Origin of the sequence: Acrocarpospora corrugata, from assembly GCF_009687845.1 — a bacterium.
Lineage (GTDB): Bacteria > Actinomycetota > Actinomycetes > Streptosporangiales > Streptosporangiaceae > Acrocarpospora > Acrocarpospora corrugata.
This window is the reverse complement of the sequence record NZ_BLAD01000043.1, coordinates 137,312-159,115: the sequence shown is the minus strand read 5'-3', so window position 1 is coordinate 159,115 and position 21,804 is coordinate 137,312. Positions and strand designations below refer to the sequence as shown.

The 21,804-nt window shown below is 70.6% G+C and carries 18 protein-coding genes; 4 read left to right on the top strand and 14 right to left on the bottom strand.

The features are described 5' to 3' along the window. Nucleotides 1-74: 74 nt before the first annotated feature. The 4 genes from Acor_RS11350 to Acor_RS11335 form a co-directional block, all read right to left on the bottom strand. Nucleotides 75-2,744 carry a CHAT domain-containing protein gene (locus Acor_RS11350; protein ID WP_155336549.1) on the bottom strand — a complete coding sequence of 890 codons (2,670 nt, stop codon included), beginning with the start codon at nucleotides 2,742-2,744 and terminating at the stop codon, nucleotides 75-77. Nucleotides 2,745-2,853: 109 nt separating this feature from the next. Continuing rightward, complete coding sequence (locus Acor_RS11345; RefSeq protein WP_155336548.1) at nucleotides 2,854-3,528, bottom strand: alpha/beta hydrolase; 675 nt, start codon at nucleotides 3,526-3,528, stop codon at nucleotides 2,854-2,856. Between the two features lie 70 nt (nucleotides 3,529-3,598). Then, nucleotides 3,599-3,955: a helix-turn-helix domain-containing protein gene (locus tag Acor_RS43140; RefSeq protein ID WP_218034221.1), complete on the bottom strand. Its 357-nt coding sequence runs from the start codon at nucleotides 3,953-3,955 to the stop codon at nucleotides 3,599-3,601. A gap of 767 nt (nucleotides 3,956-4,722) precedes the next feature. Continuing rightward, on the bottom strand, nucleotides 4,723-5,652 hold the full coding sequence (locus Acor_RS11335; protein WP_170316874.1) for an AAA family ATPase: 930 nt from the start codon (nucleotides 5,650-5,652) through the stop codon (nucleotides 4,723-4,725). 283 nt (nucleotides 5,653-5,935) lie between these two features. Here Acor_RS11335 and Acor_RS11330 point away from each other — a divergent pair, with 283 nt between their 5' ends. Then, complete coding sequence (locus Acor_RS11330) at nucleotides 5,936-7,426, top strand: Fic family protein (protein ID WP_170316873.1); 1,491 nt, start codon at nucleotides 5,936-5,938, stop codon at nucleotides 7,424-7,426. A 272-nt stretch (nucleotides 7,427-7,698) separates the two neighbouring features. Here Acor_RS11330 and Acor_RS11325 read toward each other — a convergent pair whose 3' ends face one another. From Acor_RS11325 to Acor_RS11310, 4 genes are all read right to left on the bottom strand, one after another. Beyond that, a complete protein-coding gene (locus tag Acor_RS11325; RefSeq protein WP_155336545.1) occupies nucleotides 7,699-8,157 on the bottom strand; it encodes a hypothetical protein in 459 nt (152 codons plus the stop codon). Continuing rightward, a complete protein-coding gene (locus tag Acor_RS11320; RefSeq protein ID WP_155336544.1) occupies nucleotides 8,154-8,963 on the bottom strand; it encodes an RNA polymerase sigma factor in 810 nt (269 codons plus the stop codon). Before Acor_RS11320 ends, Acor_RS11325 begins: the two co-directional genes overlap by 4 nt. Beyond that, on the bottom strand, nucleotides 8,960-10,603 hold the full coding sequence (locus Acor_RS11315) for a S8 family peptidase (RefSeq protein ID WP_155336543.1): 1,644 nt from the start codon (nucleotides 10,601-10,603) through the stop codon (nucleotides 8,960-8,962). Before Acor_RS11315 ends, Acor_RS11320 begins: the two co-directional genes overlap by 4 nt. 74 nt (nucleotides 10,604-10,677) lie before the next feature. After that, nucleotides 10,678-11,856 carry an ROK family transcriptional regulator gene (locus Acor_RS11310; RefSeq protein ID WP_155336542.1) on the bottom strand — a complete coding sequence of 393 codons (1,179 nt, stop codon included), beginning with the start codon at nucleotides 11,854-11,856 and terminating at the stop codon, nucleotides 10,678-10,680. Between the two features lie 160 nt (nucleotides 11,857-12,016). On the opposite strand from Acor_RS11310, the gene Acor_RS11305 reads away from it, so the two are divergent. The 3 genes from Acor_RS11305 (at nucleotide 12,017) to Acor_RS11295 (ending at nucleotide 15,169) form a co-directional block, all read left to right on the top strand. Further along, on the top strand, nucleotides 12,017-13,852 hold the full coding sequence (locus Acor_RS11305) for an endonuclease/exonuclease/phosphatase family protein (RefSeq protein WP_155336541.1): 1,836 nt from the start codon (nucleotides 12,017-12,019) through the stop codon (nucleotides 13,850-13,852). A 64-nt stretch (nucleotides 13,853-13,916) separates the two neighbouring features. Next, nucleotides 13,917-14,381: an RrF2 family transcriptional regulator gene (locus tag Acor_RS11300; RefSeq protein ID WP_155336540.1), complete on the top strand. Its 465-nt coding sequence runs from the start codon at nucleotides 13,917-13,919 to the stop codon at nucleotides 14,379-14,381. Further along, nucleotides 14,381-15,169, top strand: coding sequence for a DNA-formamidopyrimidine glycosylase family protein (locus tag Acor_RS11295; RefSeq protein ID WP_155336539.1), 789 nt, complete (start codon nucleotides 14,381-14,383; stop codon nucleotides 15,167-15,169). The genes Acor_RS11300 and Acor_RS11295 overlap by 1 nt, the downstream gene beginning before the upstream one ends. Nucleotides 15,170-15,175: 6 nt before the next feature. Here the strand turns inward: Acor_RS11295 and Acor_RS11290 are convergent, their stop codons facing one another. The 6 genes from Acor_RS11290 to Acor_RS11265 all read right to left on the bottom strand — a co-directional run bounded on the left by Acor_RS11290 (nucleotide 15,176) and on the right by Acor_RS11265 (nucleotide 21,758). Next, the gene (locus Acor_RS11290) at nucleotides 15,176-15,532 is read right to left on the bottom strand and encodes a helix-turn-helix domain-containing protein (RefSeq protein ID WP_155336538.1); all 357 of its coding nucleotides are present in this window, start codon (nucleotides 15,530-15,532) and stop codon (nucleotides 15,176-15,178) included. Between the two features lie 250 nt (nucleotides 15,533-15,782). Continuing rightward, nucleotides 15,783-16,286 carry a CinA family protein gene (locus Acor_RS11285; protein WP_155336537.1) on the bottom strand — a complete coding sequence of 168 codons (504 nt, stop codon included), beginning with the start codon at nucleotides 16,284-16,286 and terminating at the stop codon, nucleotides 15,783-15,785. After that, nucleotides 16,283-16,834 (bottom strand): CDP-diacylglycerol--glycerol-3-phosphate 3-phosphatidyltransferase, encoded by a 552-nt coding sequence (gene pgsA, locus Acor_RS11280; protein ID WP_246238586.1) that lies wholly within the window; start codon nucleotides 16,832-16,834, stop codon nucleotides 16,283-16,285. The genes Acor_RS11285 and pgsA overlap by 4 nt, the downstream gene beginning before the upstream one ends. A gap of 98 nt (nucleotides 16,835-16,932) precedes the next feature. Then, nucleotides 16,933-18,348: a 30S ribosomal protein S12 methylthiotransferase RimO gene (gene rimO / locus Acor_RS11275; RefSeq protein WP_155336536.1), complete on the bottom strand. Its 1,416-nt coding sequence runs from the start codon at nucleotides 18,346-18,348 to the stop codon at nucleotides 16,933-16,935. Nucleotides 18,349-18,377: 29 nt separating this feature from the next. Beyond that, nucleotides 18,378-19,121, bottom strand: coding sequence for a helix-turn-helix domain-containing protein (locus Acor_RS11270; protein WP_155336535.1), 744 nt, complete (start codon nucleotides 19,119-19,121; stop codon nucleotides 18,378-18,380). Nucleotides 19,122-19,223: 102 nt separating this feature from the next. Continuing rightward, nucleotides 19,224-21,758 carry an FtsK/SpoIIIE family DNA translocase gene (locus tag Acor_RS11265; RefSeq protein WP_155336534.1) on the bottom strand — a complete coding sequence of 845 codons (2,535 nt, stop codon included), beginning with the start codon at nucleotides 21,756-21,758 and terminating at the stop codon, nucleotides 19,224-19,226. Between the last annotated feature and the right edge of the window lie 46 nt (nucleotides 21,759-21,804).

The window sequence follows — 21,804 nt, the reverse complement described above, 5'->3', positions numbered from 1 at the left end:
GTTGACTGGTTCGGCTCGAAAGTTTCAAAGATCTCACTAAAGTTTCAGGCCGTCAGTCAGCGCCGGAGCAGCCGTCAGCCGGAGCCGAAGCAGAGGAAACTGGCCGAGTCCTGACCCTGCGCGGAGACGGCCAGCGCGGCGGCGGGTTCGGCACCGCGAGCGATCTCGCAGTGGTAACCGGTCATCACCTGCGCGGCGACATCGTCCGGGACCGGCGCAATGCTGGAGATCACCGTCGGAGTACCCAGGTACAGCAGTGCGGCCGTGAAGCCGAGGATCTCATCCCCGGAACGAACCACCGCCTGACCCAAGTCACAGGCGGACAGCACCACATGCCGAGGAGCTCTCTCCAAACGCTGCAGATCGTAAGCCATCAACGGCCCATCCCGCAGATCCAACCGCGAGAACAACACATTCTCCCGCTCATGATGCCCATGCGCGGCCAAGTGAGCGATCTCGGCACCACCAAGCGCGGCCAAAGTAGCCTCCACCGTGGCCTCACCCCCAACCAAAGCCCGGCTACCCCGATAAATCGCGGCAATCCCCCGAACCTCGGCCTCAGCATGCTCCAGGTCAGGACCGGCGATTAGAACAGGCGGCCCACCGGGAGCCGCACCACGCCGACTACGCTGCGCCACCGTCCAAGCAAGCGCGGAGGGCGCCACCACCACCGGCAGCCCGACCAACTCATCACACAACGACCAGGGCACCCCCGAAAGCGCACCAGTGGGCACAATCACAATCCCGCCAACACCACTGTTGGCGCCGAGCAGCGTGGGCAGGAGAGGCGCGAGAAGTGTGCTCCCCAGTACGGCTCGCTGGCGGCGGGCCGAGGCGGCGATCACCTCGCGGATCCTGGCGGGACGGTTCCGGCCGGCCAGCGCGCTCAGGTCCGCGGTCAGCCTTCTGGCCGCCTCCGCCATGGGCGCGTAGTCGCCGAGCGGATGCAGGCTGATCTGGTGGTCCCGGACGACCAAGCCGAGCAACCGGCCGCCCACGTTCAGCAAACTGACCATGGCCATGCCGGCGGCGGCCAGTTCCTCGGTCACCGCGCCCACCGAGGAGAACGTGCTGGCCGCCTCCCCCGGCGACTGCCAGTCCTTCTCGCGCAGGGACCGCTCCAATTCCAGGCAGCGCTCCCGCAGCCTCGGCTCCCGCCTGGCCTGCGCCGGATTGGTCCTGATCCACTGGCTGAGCCGACGCAACTCGGCTACGGCGTCGGCGCTGGCCGCGTCGTACGGCGGACGGACTGGGCGGTGCCGGAACGCCTGCGCCCGGCAACGTTCCGACCACGCGAACACCATCCGGGGCGAACCGCGTTCGAGCGCGGCGCCCAGACCGGCGCGGGCCAGATCCAGACCGAGCCCGGCCGCTCCGGTGCGCATGTCCTGGCTGCCCAACCTCGCCCGCCGGGAGTGCACCAGCGACAGCCCCGCCCGCAGATCGGCCAGCGCCTGCCCACCGCGCCCTTCGGCCCACGCCAACTCGGCCGCCGTGAGCCGACGCATCAGCTGAACTTCGAGCGAGGCGTTCCCACTCCTGCGGGACCGGTCCGCTTGCCGGGCCTCCCCCATGCGTCCGGCGGCCAGCAGGGCGCGAATCGCGAGCAACCGCGCAAACTCCGCCTCATCAGCAAGACCAAGCTCACCAAGCTGACCCGCCAAGCGTCCGGCTCTGGCGGCGAGCCCAGGCAGCGCGGCGCGTCCGGTCCAGAGCGGCTGGGTGACCCGGGCTGGCTGAGCGAGTCGGAGCGGCTGAGCAGGCCAAACGGGCGCGGCGGACCTGGCGGACCCGGCGAGTTGGACAGCCTGAGCAGGCCGGACGGGCTTGGCAGGCGGAATGGACCCGGCGGGCTGGGTGGTTGTTTCGGTGAATTCGGCGCGGAGGCGCATCAGGGCAGCGCGGAGGGCCCAGGGCATGCTGCCGCGGCGGCGGAAGCGGGCCTCGGCGCGGCGGGCCCAGGAGATTGAGGCTTTCGTGTCGCCCGCGTCCAGGGCTGCTCTGGCGCGGGCCAGTTCGGCTTCGGCGTAGTCCTGGAGCAGGCGCTGGCGGCGGAATTGGGAGAAGATGTCGTCCAGGCGGCGGCCAGCCTCGCCTGCCAGGCCGGCGGAGAGCAGGGCGCGGGCCTGGTCCAAGACCAGTAGGGGGAGCAGGCCGGGGAGCAGGCGGCGGTAGGTTGTCTCAACCTCGGCGAAGACCGCCAGGGAGCTGGGGATGTCTCCGACCAGCAGGTCGCAGTAGCCGTCGTTGTGGAGGGCTTTGACCGCCAGGATCTCGTGCTGGCGGATGCGGGCGAGTTGAGCGCTGCGGCGCAAATCGTCGCGGGCCAGCGTGATCCTGCCCATGTCGATGTGGATGACAGCGCGGTTCAGCAGGATCCGGGCCAGCTCCACGGCGTCGTGGCGGGCCAGTTCGGGGACGGCGGCGTCCAGTTCGCGCAGGGCCTCGACGGTCCGGCCCAGGCGGAGCAGCATCAGGCCGCGCTGGGCCTGGGCCACCGGCCGGTCCACGGGCGCGGCCCGGTTCTCCGCCGCCAGCAGGAGCTTCAGGCCGAGCGTGGTGTGGCCCTGCTCGGCTTCGGCGTGGGCCAGGCTGATCAGCATCCTGCCCACCAGCGGGTCGTCATCCGCGAGCAGGTTGAGGCCACGCCGCAGCCGCCGGGCCGCCAGCGCGGGTTGACCGGCCGAGGTCGCGGCGGTGCCTTGGGCGTACAGGCGCTCGGCTTGCTCCCGGCGTTCGGACACATGGCCAGAGTCCGGGTTTTCCGGCCCGCTGCCAAGAGACCGGAGGATCAGAGCACGAACGACAGAGTCAGCCCGCGGCGACCTGGCGGTCGGCGTCAGCGAGCGGTCGTCAGGAGGCGGCCTGGCGGATGAGGTCGGCGACCGCGGCGGGCTGCGACAGGTAGACCGAGTGGCTGCCCGGCGTCTCCGCGATGGTTGCCCCGGCGCGCTGCGCCATGGCGTGCTGGGCGGGCGGCGGGATCACGCGGTCGTCGGTCGCCACCAGGTACCAGGACGGCTTGGCGCGCCACGCGGGTTCGGTGACCGTACCCCCGAGTGCGTCCAGGCCCCACGGGACCTGCGAGTCGGCCATGAAGGCCGCCTGGTCGGCGGGCAGGTCCCCGGCGAAGGACGCGGCGAACTTGTCCCGGTCGAGAAAGAGGAACCCGTTCACCGGGGGCAGGATCGGCGGGACGGGCGCGCCGGGCGGCGGGTCGGCGATGAGTGTGTTGACCGACTCGCCCTTGTCGGGGGCGAACGCGGCGATGTACACGAGCGCCGCGACGTTCGGGTGCGTTCCGGCCTCGCTGATGACGACGCCGCCATAAGAGTGGCCGACCAGCACGCACGGGCCGTCCAGGCCGTCGATGACCTGGTGCGTGGTGGCGACGTCCCCGGCCAGGGACAGGGTCGGGTTCTGCACGACCGCCACGCGGAAGCCGTCGGTGACGAGCAGGTCGTGGACGGCCTGCCAGCCGGAGCCGTCGACGAAGCCGCCGTGGACGTGCACGATGTTGCGGATCATGGCGCACCTCTGCGAGAGAAGGAGTGGAATTCCTCCCACGGTAGGAACCGGGCGGCTGTCCTCGCGTACGTCAAATGATGTAGTCGCCCTCTCGCGCGGCCATGAGACGGCTCAGCTCGCCTCGGGTGGTGATGCCGAGTTTGGGGAAGATGCGCGACAGGTGCGTGCTGACCGTGCGGGGCGAGACGAACAGCCGCTCGCCGATGTCGCGGTTGGTCAGGCCGTCCGTGACGAGCTGGGGAATCTGGAGTTCCTGGGCGGTGAGCCGGTCGCGGGCGTCGTGCTTGCGGCGGATCCGCTCGCCGCTGGCGCGTAGTTCCCGTAGCGCGCGTTCCGACCAGGGCACCGCGCCGAGCGCGTCGAAGGCCTCGGCCGCCGCGCGCAGCGGCGCCCGGGCCTCGGCGGCGCGGCGCTGGGGCGCAGCCACGCGCCCCACGCATACCGCAGCCGCGCCCTAGCGGGAAGGCGCCGACCGCGGTCGCCGCGGCTCCCAGCAGGTGCAGGTCGCGCGGGCTGACCCAGCTCGCCTTGCTCAGCGCCTCCAGCCGGGCCAGCAGCTGCCTGCCGCGCTCCACCGGGGCGAGCGCCGCCAGCGACGCGATGATCCGCGCATGCTCGGGCGGCACGTCCAGCCGTTCGATCGCGGCGAGGACGGGCGCGCGGGCCTGCGGTGTGGGGTTGGCGAAGAACCAGCGCATGCTGACCCAGGCCAGCCAGCGCAGCGCGAAAGCCGAGCCGTCACGGACCCGCATCTCATCGAGAAACCCGGCCAGGTCCGACAGCCGGTCCACGCGAAATGCAGGCTGATGTCGCGGAAGTAGGCGAGCCGGGATTGGTCGATCGGGGCGAGGTCGGCGTCCTCGGCGCGGCCGACCAGGCGTTCCAGGGTGGCGCGGTCGCCGAGGTCGAAGGCCATCAGGGCGGCGTCGATCAGCCGCGCGCCCCGCTGGGCCGGGTCGGCGCTGAGGTAGGCGGCCCGCTCCAGCGCCTCCAGCGCACGCCCCGAGGCGCCCCTGGCGTCGGCGCGCAGCGCGAGGGCGGCGAGCCCGGCCGCCACCTCCTCGTCGTAGGACCGCGCGGCGGCCGCCCGGTGCCAGATCCTGCGATCCTGGTCATCGGGCAGGGCGGCGGCGAGCGCGGCATGCGCGTCGCGCAGCAGGTCGGCCCCGGCCGCCTGGACGATCGCCGACCTGATCAGCGGGTGCCGGAACCTGACCCGTACGGCGTCGGCGACGACCAGCCCCGCCCGAACCGCGGGGGCCAGCGCGGCGGCCTCGATCGGCGCGCCCGCCAGCAGGGACGCGGCCCGCGTGTTCTCCTCGATCGCGTCGTCCTCGTTGACGGCGGCGACGAGCGCCAACAGCCTGGTGTCGGCGGCCAGCGTGGCGAGCGCCTGCGCGTACGCGCGTTCCAGCCGCGCGTCAACGGCAGCCTGCTCGACGCCAGCACCCCCTGATCCTGCCGGGACGCCAGCGCGGCGAACTCCATCAGGGCGAGCGGATTGCCCGCCGCCTCCACCAGCACGCGGGCGCGCAGCGCGATGCCCAGGCCGGGCGCGACCCTGGCCACCAGCTCCGCCGCCGCCTGGTCGGTCACCGGCGGCACCGTCAGCATGGGCAGCCCTGACGCGGCGAGCCTGGCCTGCGCGTCGGCGTCGTCGCGCAGGGTCGCCAGCAGCACCACGGCGTCCGAGCGCAGCCGTCGTCCGACGAACGCGAGCGCCTCCCAGCTCGGCTCGTCCAGCCAGTGCGCGTCCTCGACGGCGAGCACCACGGGCAGCTCGCCCGCCAGCGCCGACAGCCGATGCAACACGGCCATCGCGGCACGCAGCGGCCCGCCATCGAGGTCGTCGGGCGCGAGCCCGGTCCCCGCGAGCAGTCTGCGCAGACCCTCGTACGGGACCTGGCCTTCGGCGAACACACCCGTCACGGTCAGCACCCGCGCGCCCCTGGCCGCAGCATCGGCCATGGCGGCCCCGAGCAGCGCCGACTTGCCGACACCCGCCGCACCGCTCAACACCAGCGCGCCACCGCCCTCCTTCACGCCCTCCAGCAGTGCCGTCAGGTCGCGCAGTTCGGCGTCTCGTCCCACGAGATCGTGCGGTGTCACAACGACGATGCTCACACCGCACACCCACGCCGTCCAATTTCAGCCCGCACCCTGTCGGGCCCGTAGCAGGAAGAGTTCTCGGGTGGATCATCCGGCGACCGGGCGGGAATGTCCTAGGCGTACACAATCGCCTGGGATTCGCCCTGCCCGCCCACCACGGCCTGGACAGGTCGGACGAAGTCGAGCGAGGAGCCCCATAGCCTGAGGGGCACTTTCCGATGGAGTCGGGCAGGTCGTGCCTGGTCATCGTCCCAAACCACCGCCGCTGACCGTCGCCCTCGGTCATACACTTGGCAACGTGGATGATCGGGTGATCCCTTGGCAGCGAATCGAGCCGCTCGGCAGCCTCAACGGCGAGATAGCCACAAGGCTCGCCGGCGTTGACGCGCTTCAGACCGCCTGGAAGGAAGTGCAAGCCGCGGCCTCCCCCGCCGAGGTTGAGGCATCCCTGAAGCGCCGCCTTCGGAAGCACGCCATTGAGACCGGCATCATTGAACGTCTTTACGATGTGAGCTGGGGTGTGACCGAAGCTCTCGTCGCCGAGGGGTTGACCACCGAAGTCGCGCTTTCCGAGGGCGACGTCACCGAATCCACGCTCGACATCATTCGCGATCAGTTCGAAGCGCTCGCCTACCTGGTCGACTGGTCACGAGACGACCAGGACCTTTCACTCCATTTCATCAAGACGCTTCACTCGATCATTGTCCGCCACCAGACGCACTATGACGCCAGAGACCAGTTCGGCAATCTCGTGAGGGTGCCACTCAAGCCTGGCGTGTGGAAGGACCTGAAAAACGAGATCACCAGGGCCGACGGAACAAAGCTGGAGTGCACGCCGCCCTTGTTCGTGGACGAGGAGATGGAGCGCCTCGTCGAGCTCTACCGGGACACAGCCGACCGGCATCCCCTCGTACGGGCCGCGTGGCTGCATCACCGATTCATTCTGATCCATCCGTTCTCCGACGGGAACGGCAGAGTCGCCCGAGCCCTCACGCTGCTCGCACTACAAAAAGGGCACTTCGCTCCAATCGCGGTGGACCGCCTTCAGCGCGCCGAGTACATCGCCGCCCTTGACGAAGCCAATTCGGGGGACCTCCGGCCGCTCGTCCGCTTCTTCGCACTCCTGGAAGAGCGGGCCCTTCGAGCTGAACTGCAGGCGCCGCTGTCACCATCCCCGCAGGCGAGCGGCGCGGTCGCCGTGGCACGGGCATACGCCACCAGGCTTCGCGCCAGGGAGGTGACCGATCGCAACCTCAAAGCCGAGCGCAGCGCCCAGTTGGCGACGGCGGCCCACACCCGACTGGTCGATTTCCTGCGGGCGCTCTCCACGCAGCTTGAGGAGGTGTTCCGGGAACTCGACCGGCGGGCGATGGTATCCCTCGACAGCGCGGTGCCTCCAGACGAGAAGGCCGGATATTGGCATGGCCAGCTTGTCCACGCCGCCAATCTCGCGGACTTTTACACCAATCTCTCAGCCGGCTCCTGGTGGGCCCGCCTGCACCTGCGCCTGCGCGGCAGCCTGCTGAGATTCATCACCGCAGTGCAGAAGGTCGGCCAAGGAGAGACCGGCGTTCTGGCGGTCACCGTGTACGCCGAGGTCCTCAACGCCGCCCCCACAGACAGCGACCGCCAAGAACTCCTTTTCCGAGTGTTCGAGCATTCGAACACCCCGGACAGCGCCACCCTGGTCTACACAGACGATCTCGACGCACGATGGCCAGAAATCCAGCAACTAGTGGACGACGCGCTCGCATCCGCGATCGGACGGTTCTCAGAACACCTCGCGTAACCCCATCTCAGACTGTGTGATCCACAGATCCACGGCCACCTATTACACCACTCCGCTGAACGTGACCCCGGGGCCCCGCTTACCGGAACAGATTCGGCCTGTCGCGCTGAGCGGAGCGACAGCGAGAAACCAAGATCTTGGGCAACCTAGCCACTCAGTTGGTCACCCAAAGAAACCAGGTGTCACGGAAAACACGGGACGCCCTGACCAACCAGGTTTACTTGGTCGGGACGACAGGATTTGAACCTGCGACCCCTTCACCCCTCAAGGGATCAGAGGACGAACGACGGGGTCAGGGCGAGTGCTTCGCTACCCGCTACTGCCCGGACCACGATCTGGACCAGGCCGCGGGGGACCCCGTCCAGGACGAAACGGCCGTCCTGGTCGGCTGTCACCGTGGTCAGGCCGTGTGGGCCGCGCAGTTCGACCAGGTGCCCGGCAGGAGGGGCGAGCCAGCCGTCCACCCGGACGGGGCCGTCTGGGCGCTCGGAGATGTCGATCATGACGGTCAGGGCCGGGCTGTCGAATGTGATCGTTCGTGTCTCGCCGCCGCGTACGCCTGCGGCGGCCTCCTCCCGGGGGCGCAGGATCTCGCAGTCGCCGGACGCCAGTTCCAGCGCGAAGGCGATCCGCGCCACCAGTCCGGGGGGCACCGGATCCACCTGCGCGTAGAGCCGTTCCAGCTCCTCGACGACGAAGACGTCCTGTCTGTCGGGCTCGCCCTCGCTCATGGGGCCCTCCAGTCGGGGTTCCAGGCCGGATCGGTGGTCAGCGTCTGGCGTAGTTTGGCCAGGCACCTGCCCCGGGTCGGGCCGATGCTGCCCTTGGGCATGTCCAGCGCCCGGGCGACCGCGTCGTAGTGCGGCTGCGGCGCGAACGCGATGACGCGCAGCAGGACCTGGCAGCGCCGGGACAGCGAGCCCACCGCCCGCCACAGCGCGCGCTGGCGCTCGTCCGCCAGCAGCAGCTCCTCCGGGAGCGGGACGGGATCCCGGACCTCGTCCAGGGCGTCCTCGCCGAGCAGGTCGGCGGAGCGCTCCCGGGCCCTGGCCCGCCACGCCTCCCGGCGAGCCGTCGTCACCAGCCACTCGATCAACGCCCCCGGAGTGTTGATCGAGTGCTGGCGACGGACCAGGACGAGCCAGGTGGTCTGCACCACGTCCTGGGCCGATTCGTACCCGAGGCCCTGGCCGCGCGCGGTGTGCCAGAGCATCGGGGTGAGTTCGGCGACCAACGCGTCCCAGGCGGCCCGCTCCCCCACCTGGGCCCGCGCCAGCAGTCCGGCCAGCCGATCGCGGCGCTCATGACCGCGATCGGCCGTACCGAAAGAAGACGCACGCCCGGGTAACCCGCTTAGGTCCGAAGCTTCCGCACGGCTGGGTAACCCGTTCACGACCGGAACTTCCGCGCGGTCGCGTAGCCCGGTCCTGTCTGGAGCTTCCGCCTGGCCGGATAGCCCGGTCACGACCGGAACTTCCGCACGCACGGATAGCTCGGTCGTGGCGGGGACTTCCGCGCGGTCGGGTAGGCCGGTCATGTTTGGAGCTTCCGCACGACTGCCTTACCTCGTTTCAGTGTTTCGGTGAGGCCGACGTCGGCCAGGGTGGCTTGGTGGTCTCGGATCAGGTGGGCGAGCACCCGTCCGGCGAGGACCGGGGCCGCGAATGAGGTGCCGCTCCATAGGGCGAAGCCGCTGTTGAAGTCGTCGGCGTCGAAGGAGGCGCGGGTCCATTCGCGGGTGCCGGCTTTGAACGTGAGTTCTACTCGGGGTCCTGTCGAGCCCCGGATGGTGTCGGGGAAGGTGCTGATCAGCATGGCCCCGGGGGCGTGGTACTTGATCGCCTTGCCGGCGTTGCTGAAGATGGCGATCGAGCCGTTCGGGTTGCTGGCGCCGACGCCGAAGATCGGTGCCCGTTCGTACGCCCGGAACTCCTCGTCCGGGGCGCCCGCCAGTCCGGATGGGTAGAAGGCGCGGGACGCGGCGAAGTTTCCCGCCGCCGCGACCACCATCACTCCCCGCCGGCGCAGCTCGTCGACCAGGTTCTCCATCGCCTGGGTGTACCTGCGGTCCTCGTCGTTCTCGCTGAAGTAGCCGCAGGACAGCGAGACCACGTCGACGAACAGGCCCTGGTTCGGGTCGCGCTGGGCGGCCTTCACCAGGTCGAGCACGTACTGCAGGGCGATCCGCACCGCGTGCTCGGAGGCCAGGCCGCTGGGGAACATCGCGCGCAGGTTGAGGATCCGGGCGTCCGGCGCCAGCTGGTGGATCAGCCCGGCCTCGAAGGTGGCGTGCCCGGCCTGCGCGTTGACCAGCCCGAGCAGTGGACGTCCAGAGACCGGCCCGTCCACGTGGTCGCGGATCACCGGCACGGGGCGGCGGCGCGCGTCGTTGACCGGCGTGCCCGCGAGGATCTTCTCCTGGGCGGCGGTGCTGACCAGGAACTGGTCGTTCGCGGTCCACTTCTCGGTCCACGGGAACCAGTCGTGGTGCGCGCTGCCGGTGTCGATGAGCGCCACCACGGGCCGGCGGCCCTGGTAGTTCGGGTCCGGCTCCGGCTTCGGCCGGACGACCTGGACCGGGGCGCGGGTGGCGTACCCGAAACCGGTGGTGGCCTGGTGGTCGCCGGGCAGGCCGTGGCCGTCGGTGACCGGTTCGCCGCCGAGCTGGGCCATGCCGGTGAAGGCCGAGCCGAGCATGACGTGGTTGAGGGTGATCTGGCGGCCGTACCTGAGGATGCGTTCCTCGGCCGACGCCTGCTCGTCGGTGGGCTGGGGCAGGCGGGTGCGCAGGTGCTGGAGGACCGGCCAGGCGTCCACCTCCACCACGCCGCGGGCGACCTTCAGGACGACCGCGCGCCAGTCGGTGAACTCCTCGTTGGAATCCCCCACGTCGCGGGGCGGGGTGGCGGTGAGGCCGAGCTCGTCCAGGGCCCTGGCGAACCAGTCCCGCAGGGCGGGTTCGGCGAGGAACTGGGTCGGGACCAGCAGCATGTCCGCGTGGTACACGGTCGAACCGGGCACCGGCTCGCCGGGCCCGAGGGAGACCGCGGCCGGGTCGAGCACCCGCGCGCCGTGCTCCTCAAGGAGTTCGCGCGGAAAGACCAGAGCGCCCGCGGTGTCCGGTGAGCCCGGCTCCGGGATCTCCTGATAGTCGATCGTCCACATGGGGACCTCCATCTCTTCTCCGCACAGAAGAGAGGGCGGTCATCCGCGTCAAATACCCGCTATGGGTAACGAATCCATCACACCGGTCAGGACGCGAAGATCTCCTCGCGGGCCTGCTCCAGAGCGGCGATCACGGCGCCGCGCAGAACCGGGCTGCCGGTCACCTCGCTGGTGACGACCTGGGGGCGGATCGGGCAGATCCGGGCCACGGCCGTCTCCACCCGGCCGGTCAGCGACGCCCCGCCGGCCTGGCCGACCTCCCCGGCCAGCACCACCAGGCCGGGGTCCAGGACGACGCAGACCGAGGCGACGCCCAGCGCCAGCCGGGAGGCGATCTCGTCGAGCAGCCGGTCGCCCTCCTCGCCGGCGGCCACCGCGGCGGTCACGGCCTCGGCGGCGGTTTCGGCGGCGAAGCCGTACTCGGCGGCGAGTTCGATCACCGCCTCGGAGCTGACCAGGGACTGGAGGCCGCCCGCGAGCGACGGCAGCCGCCCGGGCGTGGCCCGCACATCCTCGGCCAGCGGGACGCCGGGCACCGGGAGGTAGCCGATCTCGCCCGCGCTGCCGGACCGGCCGCGGTGCAGCCGGCCGCCCAGGACGACGGCGAGGCCGATGCCCCGGCCGACCCAGAGCAGCACGAAGTCGTCCACCTGCTGCGCGGCGCCTTTGGCGCGTTCCGCGATGGCCACCAGGTTCACGTCGTTCTCGATCGTGACGTCCCTGCGCAGGTCGCGGGCGAGCGCCTCGTGCACGCCCTCGTGCCAGTCCGGCAGGTCGAAGGAGAAGCGCACGTCGCCGGTGCGCGGGTCGACCACGCCGGGCGTGCCGATCACCACGCCGCGCAGCCGGGACAGCGCCACCTTGGCCGACCTGCACGCCTTCACCACGGCGTTGTGCACCACCGAGACCGGGTCCTCGTGGCCGTTCGGATGCGCGGTCACCTCGGCCACCACGTCGCCGTTGATGTCGGCGATGGCGGCGGTGACGAACTCCGGGCCCACGTCCAGCCCCGCGACGTAGGCGCACGAGGCGATCACGCCGTACAGCGCGGCGTTCGGGCCGCGGTTGCCCGCCTGCTCGCCGACGACCTCGACCAGGCCGCGCTCCTCCAGACGGGACAGCGTCTGGGACGCGGTCACCTTGGACAGGCCCGTCAGGTCGCCGATCTGCCCCCTGGTCAGCGGTCCTGAGGCGAGCAACAATTCCAGTGCGGCCCGGTCGTTGATCTCCCGGAGCAGCCTGGGCACGCCAGGACGTCGCTCCATGCTCCTGCTTTCTATGATCGCCCCCGGGTTAACGCAGCTTGCGAAAATATCAACAAAGTTTCCTGCCAGCTTAGCGACTCGGCGGCGGTCCGGAAATTGGCTCTTGATACCGCTCCCGGGGACTACGAGGATCACTCCTGTCCGACGCGGAGGAGTGCTCATGTCCAGATGGCCGATCGCCACCCTAACCCTGGGCCTCCTGCTCCTTCTCGACGCGCTGCGGGTCTTCCTGCCCTCCCTCATCACCTTGTACGGCCGGGCCGGCGACACCCCGCCGGAACAACTCGGATTGTTCGCCGCGCTCTGGTTCGTGATCCCGTTCACCGCGATCGTCATCGCCCGCTTCCTCGGCCCGCGCGCGGTCCTGATCGGCGGCGCCGCCGTCCTCGCCGCCACCCGGATCGCCCTCCAGGCCACCGACGGCGGCGACCCGCAGCTCTACCTGGCTTCAGCCGGCGTCTGCGCCGGTCTCTTCTTCCTGTACGGCTGCGCCCGCACCCTCCCCCGTACCGCGGCCCCGATCGGGATCACCCTGGGACTCGCCCTGAGCGGCCTGCTCCACCTCACCATCGACCACATGGACCTGATCTGGCAGGACGGCCTGTTCCCCTGGTTCCCCACCGTCCTGGTCTCGGCCGGCTTCCTCTGGTCCACCCTCAAAACCCGGCCCGACGAGTTCGTCGCTCCCACGGCCGCCTGGTTCCTGCTCGGCCCGGCCCTGTTCCTGACCGGCCAGTACCTGGGACCGGGCGCGGCCGGCACCGACACCTGGTCCACCGGCGCCACCGAACTCGCGGCGGCGGCCTCGGTGGCGGCCCTCGGCGTGGCCAGCCTCAGCCTGATCCCGTTCGCGATCGCCCCGCTGCTGGCGAACGCGCCGGTCCGCGTCTACCGGGTGCTCTTCCCGGCCGGCCTGCTGATCGGCATCTTCTCGCCGGTCGCGGGGGTCGCGCAGGCCACCCTGCTGGCGGCCGGACTCGGCGGCTGCCTGGGCCTGGCCACCCTGAGCCCCGGCCGCCGCAGGCCCGGGGCGGCTCTGCTCGGCGGCGCCCTGCTGTTCCTGGTGGCCACGTTCGCCTTCTACGCCTCCTACGACGCCGATCTGGGCTTCCCCAACACCGTCGTGCCGATGGTCGTCGGCGTGCTGGTCGCCCTGACCGGCGTCGGCCGCGGACTCGGCCGCGATCTCATCCCGACCCCCCGGATCGGGCTCCCGTCCCTGCTCTCGGGCACGCTGGCCGCCCTGCTCCTGCCGCCGCTGCTGGTCGCCGGTCTCACCTGGCGGACGATCCCGGCCACCCAGAACGTGGACGGCGGCGAGTTCACCCTCGTCGCGTACAACATCAGGATGGGTTACGGCCTGACCGGCACCCTCGACCTGGACCGGATCGCCGCCTGGGCCGCGTCGGTACGCCCCGACGTGGTCCTGCTCAGCGAGGTCGACCGTGGCTGGCTGCTCAACGGCGGCCACGACGACCTGGACCGGATCGCGCACGGCCTCGGCCTGCGCTACTACTTCGCGCCCGCCGCCGACCGACTCTGGGGCGACGCGCTGCTCACCAACCTGCCGGTCAGGGAGGTCGTCTCGCACCGGCTCGGCAAGCACGACTACCCGACCGGCGCCCAGGCCCAGACGGCGGCGCTGACCGTGGGCGGGCGCGAGATCGGCATCGTCAACACCCACCTGCAGGCCCCCGCCGGCCAGGCGCCCGAAGTGGCGGCGCTGGCGAAAAGCCTGGCCGCGACCCGGCCGGTGATCCTCGCGGGCGACCTCAACCTGACCAAGGACGACCCGGAGATGCGGGTGCTCACGGCGGCCGGGCTCACCGACCCGCTGATCGCGCGGGGCGATCCGCCCACCTCCCCGGCCGAGAATCCGGTCAAGCGGATCGACCATGTGCTGCTGACGCCCGGTCTGGAGGTGGTCGAGGCGTCCGTGCCCCGGGTACCGTTCTCTGACCACCTGCCGGTGGTCGTCCGGCTTCGGCTGAGCTGAGCCGGGCGCGCAATTTGCGGGCCTGCCGTCCAACCATTGCCAACCGAGCGGGATAATCGACAACATGCGACTTTCTGCCCGTGTCGACTACGCCCTCCGCGCCGCCGCCGAACTAGCCGCGGCAGGGGAGGGCCCCACCACTGTGGGCGAGCTCGCCAAGGGGCAGGAGATGCCGCCCAAGTACCTGGAGAACATCCTGCTGCAGATGCGCAGGGCCGGTCTGGTGCGCGGGCAGCGCGGCCCTGAGGGCGGCTACGTGCTGGCCCGCCCGGCCGCCCAGATCTCACTGGCCGACGTGATCCGCGCGGTGGACGGCCCGCTGGCCAACGTGCGCGGCGAACGGCCCGAGCATGTCGGCTACACCGGGGCGGCGCAGTCGCTGCAGCAGGTGTGGATCGCGTTGCGAGCCAGTGAGCGGGCCATCCTGGAGGAGGTCACCCTGGACCAGATCGCCAGCGGCGAGCTGCCCAAGCGGGTCACCGACCTGTCCAACGACCCCTCGGCCTGGGACTCCCACACCCCGGTCTGATGCCCGAGGGAGACGCCGTCTACCGCACGGCGAAGCGGCTGCGCGCGGCCCTGGACGGCCGCGCGCTGACCAGATCCGACTTCAGGGTGCCCCGGCACGCCACCGCCGACCTGCGCGGACGCCGGGTGCTCGGCACCGAGTCGCGCGGCAAGCACCTGCTCACCCGGATCGACGGCGACCTCACCGTCCACACCCACCTGCGGATGGACGGCAGCTGGCAGATCCACCCCGCCGGACGGCCGGTCCGCGGCGGCGACGTGATCCGGCTGATCCTGGCCAACGCCGAATGGCAGGCCGTCGGCGTGAAACTCGGCATGGTCGACCTGCTGCCGACCGCGCGCGAAGACCGGGTCGTCGGCCATCTCGGCCCCGACCTGCTGGGATCGGACTGGGACGCGGGCCGGGCCGCCGCCAACCTGGCCGGGGAGCCCGGGCGCAGCATCGGCGAGGCGCTGCTGGATCAGCGCAATCTGGCGGGGATCGGCACGATCTGGCGGGCCGAGACGCTGTTCATCGCGCGTCTGTCGCCGTGGCGTCCAGTGGGCTCGGTGGGATCGATGGCGGACCTGGCGGAGCTGGTCGAGCTCGCGCACCGCCTGATGGAATCGTGCAAAGAAGGGCCATCACCGGTGACGACCGGTGATCCTAGGCCGGGGCGTGCGATGTTCGTCTATGGCAGGGCACGCCGCCCCTGCCGTGTCTGCGGAAATCCAGTTGGTTGTCGGGAGATCGGCTCAGCACCAGCCGAACGGCTGGTGTACTGGTGCCGGACCTGTCAGCCAAGTTAGGGCTGGTCAGGCCGCCACCATGTCCTTGACCTCGGGGAATCCCCCGAACTCAGGGCCGGACGGCACGGTCTCCGAGATCGGCAGCCGCTCGTGCTCCGGCGCATCTGCCAGAACCGGGGCGTGCTGCAGCTCGGCGAGCGCGAACTGGTCGGACACTTCACGAAGCACTTGCGACAGCGGAACGCCTAGCGCGCCGCAGATCGAGGCAAGCAGTTCAGAGGACGCCTCCTTCTGGCCGCGTTCCACCTCGGACAGGTAGCCGAGGGAGACACGGGCCAGCGTGGAGACCTCGCGCAGCGTGCGGCTCTGGCGCACTCTCAGCCGCCGCAGGACGTCACCGAGCAGCTGACGCAGCAGGACCATCTGTCGCTCCCTCCCCGGCGCGGGCGTCGTCGGGACGACATTCCGCGTTGTCGGTTCGTATCGCTTTCCACGCCCTTCGTACATATTCCTCGCTGTCATCAGGGGATCGCTCGGCCCCTTCGCCGGGCGCGTCCTTGTCTTACTCCTCGCCGATGGCTCTCGAACCTCACTCACAGCTCCACCGTACCTGTATCGAGCGACACCGCGGCAGACCGAGGTGAGCATGTTCGCTGGGGACGTAACGTGGTAATCACCCGGAATGTTCCCCCGAATTGACCTGCAGCACACCTAGAAGTAGATCTAACGCCTCCTGACAGGTGTCGGTGCGGATGTTCTCGCGGGAGCCGTCGAGCAGCAGGTCGCGGTGCCAGACCCGGTCTCCGGGGCCCGCGACGGCCACGTGCACGGTGCCGACCGGGCGGCCGTCCTGGGGGTCGGGGCCGGCCACGCCGGTGACCGCCAGGCCGTAGTCGGCCCGCGCCAGCGCCCGCACGCCGACCGCCATCGCGGCGGCCACCTCGGGGTGCACGGCCCCCTCCCTGGCCAGCAGGTCCGCGGGCACGCCCAGCAGCCGGGCCTTGAGCTCGGTCGCGTACGCGATGACACCCCCCGCGAAAGCCGCGGAGGCGCCGCTGGGCGTGGTCAGGGCGGCGCCGATGAGCCCACCGGTGAGCGACTCCGCCACGGCCACCGTGGCCTCGCGCCGGACCAGCGCGGAAAGGACCAGCGCCGGCAGAACCTCCGACGCCGTCACGCGGCCCGCGACCTTCGCGCCACCTGCCGCAGCCGGATCGCCCGGAACACGTAGTCCAGCCCGGTGGCCACAGTTACCAGCAGGGCCAGCGCCATGGCCGCCCAGCAAACCAGATCCGGCACACCCGGCCACATGTACAGCGCGATGGCCAGGATCTGCAGCACGGTCTTGACCTTGCCGCCGTAGCTGGCCGGGATCACGCCGTGCCGAATCACCGCGAACCGCAGCAGGGTCACCCCCAGCTCCCTGGCGATGATCACCACGGTCACCCACCAGGCGATCTCGCCCAGCAGCGACAGGCAGACCAGCGCCGAGCCGATCAGAGCCTTGTCCGCGATCGGGTCGGCGATCTTGCCGAAGTCGGTGATCAGCCCGTAGCGCCGGGCCAGCCACCCGTCCAGCTGGTCGGTGATCGAGGCCACCAGGAAGACCGCGAAGGCGGCGATCCGCCAGCCCTCGCCGTCCACGAACAGGAAGACGATGAAGACCGGGACGATCGCCAGCCGGGCCACGGTGAGCGCGTTGGCGATGTTCCAGGTGCTGACGATCCGGACCGGTTCAAGGCCGCCGACCGCGTCCGGAAGCTCCGCCGCGACCAGGGGGGCCTCGGCGTCGGACTTCTGCGCGGTCTGCTCGCTGCTCTCGCTCACGAACCAGCCTTGATACGGGCGATCAGGTCAACCCCTTCCGAGTCCACCGCGACGGCGCGGACGATCTGGCCGGGCAGCAGGCCGATGCCCTGGACGGTGACCGCCCCGTCCACCTCGGGGCCCTGGTGGGCGGCGCGGCCCTCGTAGCCGCCGTCGCCCAGGTCCTCCTCGATCAGCACTTCGAGTTCGGTGCCGATCCGCTCCTCGGCGCGCTGGCTGGTCAGCTCCTCGGCCAGCTCGGTCAGCGCGGCCACCCGCTGCTCGACCAGCTCGGGGTCGAGCTGGTCGGTGAACGAGGCGGCCTCGGTGCCGTCCTCGTCGGAGTAGCCGAAGACGCCGATGACGTCCAGCCGGGCCTCGGTGAGGAAGTCGACCAGCTCGCCGAACTGCTCCTCGGTCTCGCCCGGGAAGCCGACGATAAAGTTGGAGCGCACACCCGCCTCGGGGGCTCGCTCGCGGACCTGGGCCAGCAGGTCCAGGAACCGGCGCGGGTCGCCGAAGCGGCGCATCCGGCGCAGCACCGGGCCGCTGGCGTGCTGGAAGGACAGGTCGAAGTAGGGCGCGACGCCCTCGGTGGCGGCGATCACGTCCAGCAGGCCGGGCCGGAGCTCGGCGGGCTGCAGGTAGCTGACCCGGACCCGGTCGATGCCGTCCACCCCGGCCAGCCGGGGCAGCAGTTTCTCCAGCGCCCGCAGGTCGCCCAGATCCTTCCCGTACGACGTGGAGTTCTCGCTGACCAGGACGAGTTCGCGGACGCCCTGCTCGGCCAGCCAGAGCGTCTCGGCCACCAGGTCGTCGGGCTGCCGCGACACATACGCCCCGCGGAAGGCCGGGATGGCGCAGAAGGTGCAGCGGCGGTCGCAGCCGGAGGCGAGCTTGAGTGAGGCCACGGGGCCGCCGGTGAGCCGCTTGCGCAGCGTTCTGGGGCCACTGGCAGGGGCCAGGCCGATCGGTAGGGCGCCGGGGGCGCCATGGCCGGGCACGTGCACGCTGCCGTTCACCCGTTCGACGGGGCTGATCGGCAGCAGGGTGCGGCGGTCGCGGGGCGAGTGCGGCGTCAGCGGGCGGCCGGCCAGCACGTCGTCCAGCCGGCCCCCGATGTCGGTGTAGTCGTCGAAGGAGATGACGGCGGCCGCCTCGGGGAGCGCGTCGGCCAGTTCGGCACCGTAGCGCTCCGCCATGCAGCCGGCCGCGACCACCTTGGCACCGGAGTCCGCGGCCGCCAGCAGCGTGTCGATCGAGTCCTTCTTCGCCGACTCGATGAAGCCGCAGGTGTTCACCACGATGACGTCGGGGTCGTCGTCCCCCAGCTGCCAGCCCGCGGATTCCAGGCGCGCGGCGAGCTCTTCCGAGTCGACCTCGTTACGGGCGCAACCCAGGGTGACCATCGATACGGTTCGGCGAGAAGACATGATGAAACTACGGTATCGGGAGTCGGAACCTACCGGGGACGCGGGACCCCCGGCCCGAAGGCGCGACGCACCGTCTGTCCCGATCTTCCTGGAGCTCCAAGGTCGATGCCGTTGACGTTGAGGCTCACCGCCCCGGCGTTCTCCAAAATCAGCTTGATCTTCTTACGGGCCTTGAAGGTCTCCGAGTCGCCCTTCACGATCGTGCCCTGGTAAAGAATCTTGTTCTTCACGTCCCGCACGTTCACCCAGGCCGAGCGCTTGGCCGAGATCTTGACGGTGACCAGGTCGCGGACCGCCGTGGCCGGCCGGGTGACCGGCACCGCCGCGGCCGGCCGGGCCGGCGCCTTCGGGATCGCGGGCCCCGCCTTGGCCGAGGTCTGCACCGCCGCCGGCGGGCCGCCCATGATCCTGGCCAGCCCGAACACCATCACGATGGCCAGCGCGACCCCCATCGCCATGGTCCAGTTGGGCGTGCGGTGCTCGTGTAGCTTGATTGGAGTGTCGGCCTTGAACATCGCGGCCGCCCGCATCGGCACCCGCACCCCGCCGTACGCCTCTTCGTATTCGTTGACGAGTGAGTCAGGATCCAGGGCGAGCGCCCTGGCCAGCGACCTCAGGTGGCCGCGGGCGTAGAAGTCGCCGCCGCAGATCGAGAAGTCATCCCGTTCGACGGCGGTGATCACCGGCTCGCGGATCTTGGTCCGCTCGCTCAGTTCGGCCACCGTCAGCCCCGCCTGCTGCCGTGCCCCCGCCAGTACCGCTCCGATGGACATAGGTCAACGCCTCCCCCGCACCCGACGCTGCGTAGTTGTCCACATTCAATCAGTAACCTCCGGGGGCCTGGACGGCGGGGTCCCCTTTGTCCACTGAAAGGGCTAGGCGTCGCTATTCGTCCCGGATGATCCCCCGCCGCGTAGGTCGGCCAGCAGGCCGGGCAGGCCGTCGGGTTGCACCATGACCTCGCGGGCCTTGGAGCCCTCACTGGGCCCGACCACGTTCCGGCTCTCCAGCAGGTCCATCAGCCGGCCCGCCTTCGCGAAGCCGACCCTGAGCTTGCGCTGGAGCATCGAGGTGGAGCCGAACTGGGTGGTCACGATCAGCTCGGCGGCCTGCACCAGCAGGTCCAGGTCGTCGCCGATCTCCTCGTCGATCTCCCGCTTGGCCACCGCCGAGGCGGCCACGTCCTCCCGGTACTCGACCTGCATCTGCGTCTTGCAGTGCGCGACTATCTCGGCGATCTCCTTCTCCGACACGAACGCGTTCTGCAGCCGCATCGGCTTGCTCGCGCCCATCGGCAGGAACAGTGCGTCGCCCTGGCCGACCAGCTTCTCCGCGCCCGGCTGGTCCAGGATGACCCGGGAGTCGGCCAGCGAGGAGGTGGCGAACGCCAGCCGGGACGGCACGTTGGCCTTGATCAGGCCGGTCACCACGTCCACCGACGGGCGCTGGGTGGCGATCACCAGGTGGATCCCGGCGGCGCGGGCCAACTGGGTGATCCGGACGATGGAATCCTCCACGTCGCGGGGGGCGACCATCATCAGGTCGGCCAGCTCGTCCACGATCACCAGCAGGTACGGGTACGGCTGGTAGACCCGCTCACTCCCCGGCGGGGGCACCAGCTTGCCCGCCCGGACCGCCTTGTTGAAGTCGTCCACGTGCCGGAAGCCGCTGGCGGCCAGGTCGTCGTAGCGGCGGTCCATCTCGCCCACCACCCATTCGAGGGCCTCCGCGGCCTTCTTGGGGTTGGTGATGATGGGGGTGATCAGGTGGGGGATGCCCTCGTACATGTTGAGTTCGACCCGTTTGGGGTCGACCAGGACCATCCGGACCTCGTCCGGGGTGGAGCGCATCAGGATCGAGGTGATCAGGCCGTTGATGCAGGTGGACTTGCCCGCGCCGGTCGCGCCCGCGATCAGGATGTGCGGCATCTTGGCGAGGTTGGCGACGATCGTCCGGCCTTCGACGTCCTTGCCCAGCCCGACGATCATCGGGTGCTGGTCGGCCTGGGCGACCTGCGAGCGCAGCACGTCACCCAGCGACACCAGGTCCTTGTCGGTGTTCGGAATCTCCACCCCGATGGCGGATTTCCCGGGAATCGGCGACAAAATCCGGACGTCAGCGGATTTAACGGCATAGGCGATGTTCTTCGCGAGGGCGGTGACCTTCTCCACCTTCACCGAAGGGCCCAGCTCGATCTCGTAGCGGGTGACCGTCGGCCCCCGGGTGAAGCCGATCACCTGTGCGTCGATGGCGAACTGCTCCAGCACGCTGGTCAGCGCGTTCACCACGATCTTGTTGGCCTTGGTCTCCGCCTTCGGCGCGCTGCCGGGGCGCAGCGTCATCGTGTCCGGCAGCGTGTACGGCCCCGCCTGCGGCGACAGCACCAGCTGCTCGACCTTGCGCGGCGCGGGCGTCGGCTCCGGCGGCGTCAGCACCGGGCTCTCCTCGGCCGGGACCACCGGCTCCGGCTCAAGCCCCGGCATGATCTCCGGCGAGTTCTCCTTCAGCACCGGGGTGTCGTACGGCTTGACCCGGTCGCCCACCTCGGCCTCCGGCTTGGACCGCTTGCGCTTGCGCGACGGCCCGGCCGGCGGCGTGCCGCCCTCGGGCCGCTGGAAGAGCAGGTGCCGGATCTCCCCCAGCCGCTCCGGCACCCGGTGCACCGGCGTCGCCGTGATCACCAGCACGCCGAACCCGGACAGCATCAGCAGCAGCGGAATCGTCACGAACGAGGGCAGGATGCTGGCCGGCGGCGCGGACACCACGAACCCGAGCATGCCGCCCGCCTGGGACACCTTGTCCATCCCGTCGCCTGGCCCGCCGGACGGGTACGGCGTGTCATGCGCCACGTGCACGATCCCGAGCACGCCCGCCAGCAGCGCGGCCCACCCGATCATCATCCGCCCGGTCTCGGCGTTCTGGTCGGGATGCCGCAGGAACCGCCAGGCCAACAGCGCCAGCAGCACCGGCACCGACCAGGCCAGCGACCCGACCGCGCCGTGCACGATCACGTCGACGAAGGTGGCCACGTCACCCTTGTTCTCGCGCCAGGTCATGGCGGCCAGGGTGATCGATCCGGCCAGCACGGCCAGCCCGGCGCCGTCGCGCCGGTGTGCGGGGTCCAACTCCTTCGCCCCCTGTCCCAGTGCCCTCACGGCACCGCCCATGGCGTTGGCGACCAGCAGCCAGAGCCCGATGACCAGCTTGCCGATCATCATGAAGACCCAGCTGACCGGATCCTGTCCGGTGCCGACCGGCCGTCTCGGCTGCGGCGCGGCCTTGGCCTGCCGAGCCGGACGGGCCGGCGGGCGGCGTTTGGGCGGTGGCGTCCGCTTCGCGGCAGCCGGGCGAGAGCCGGCGCGCGGAGCAGGGCGCTTTCCGGATCCACTTCCGGACGCACGGGTGGCCATGATGCCCAACGTAGAGCGCAGCACCCTCGTCCGTCATGGAGGCTCG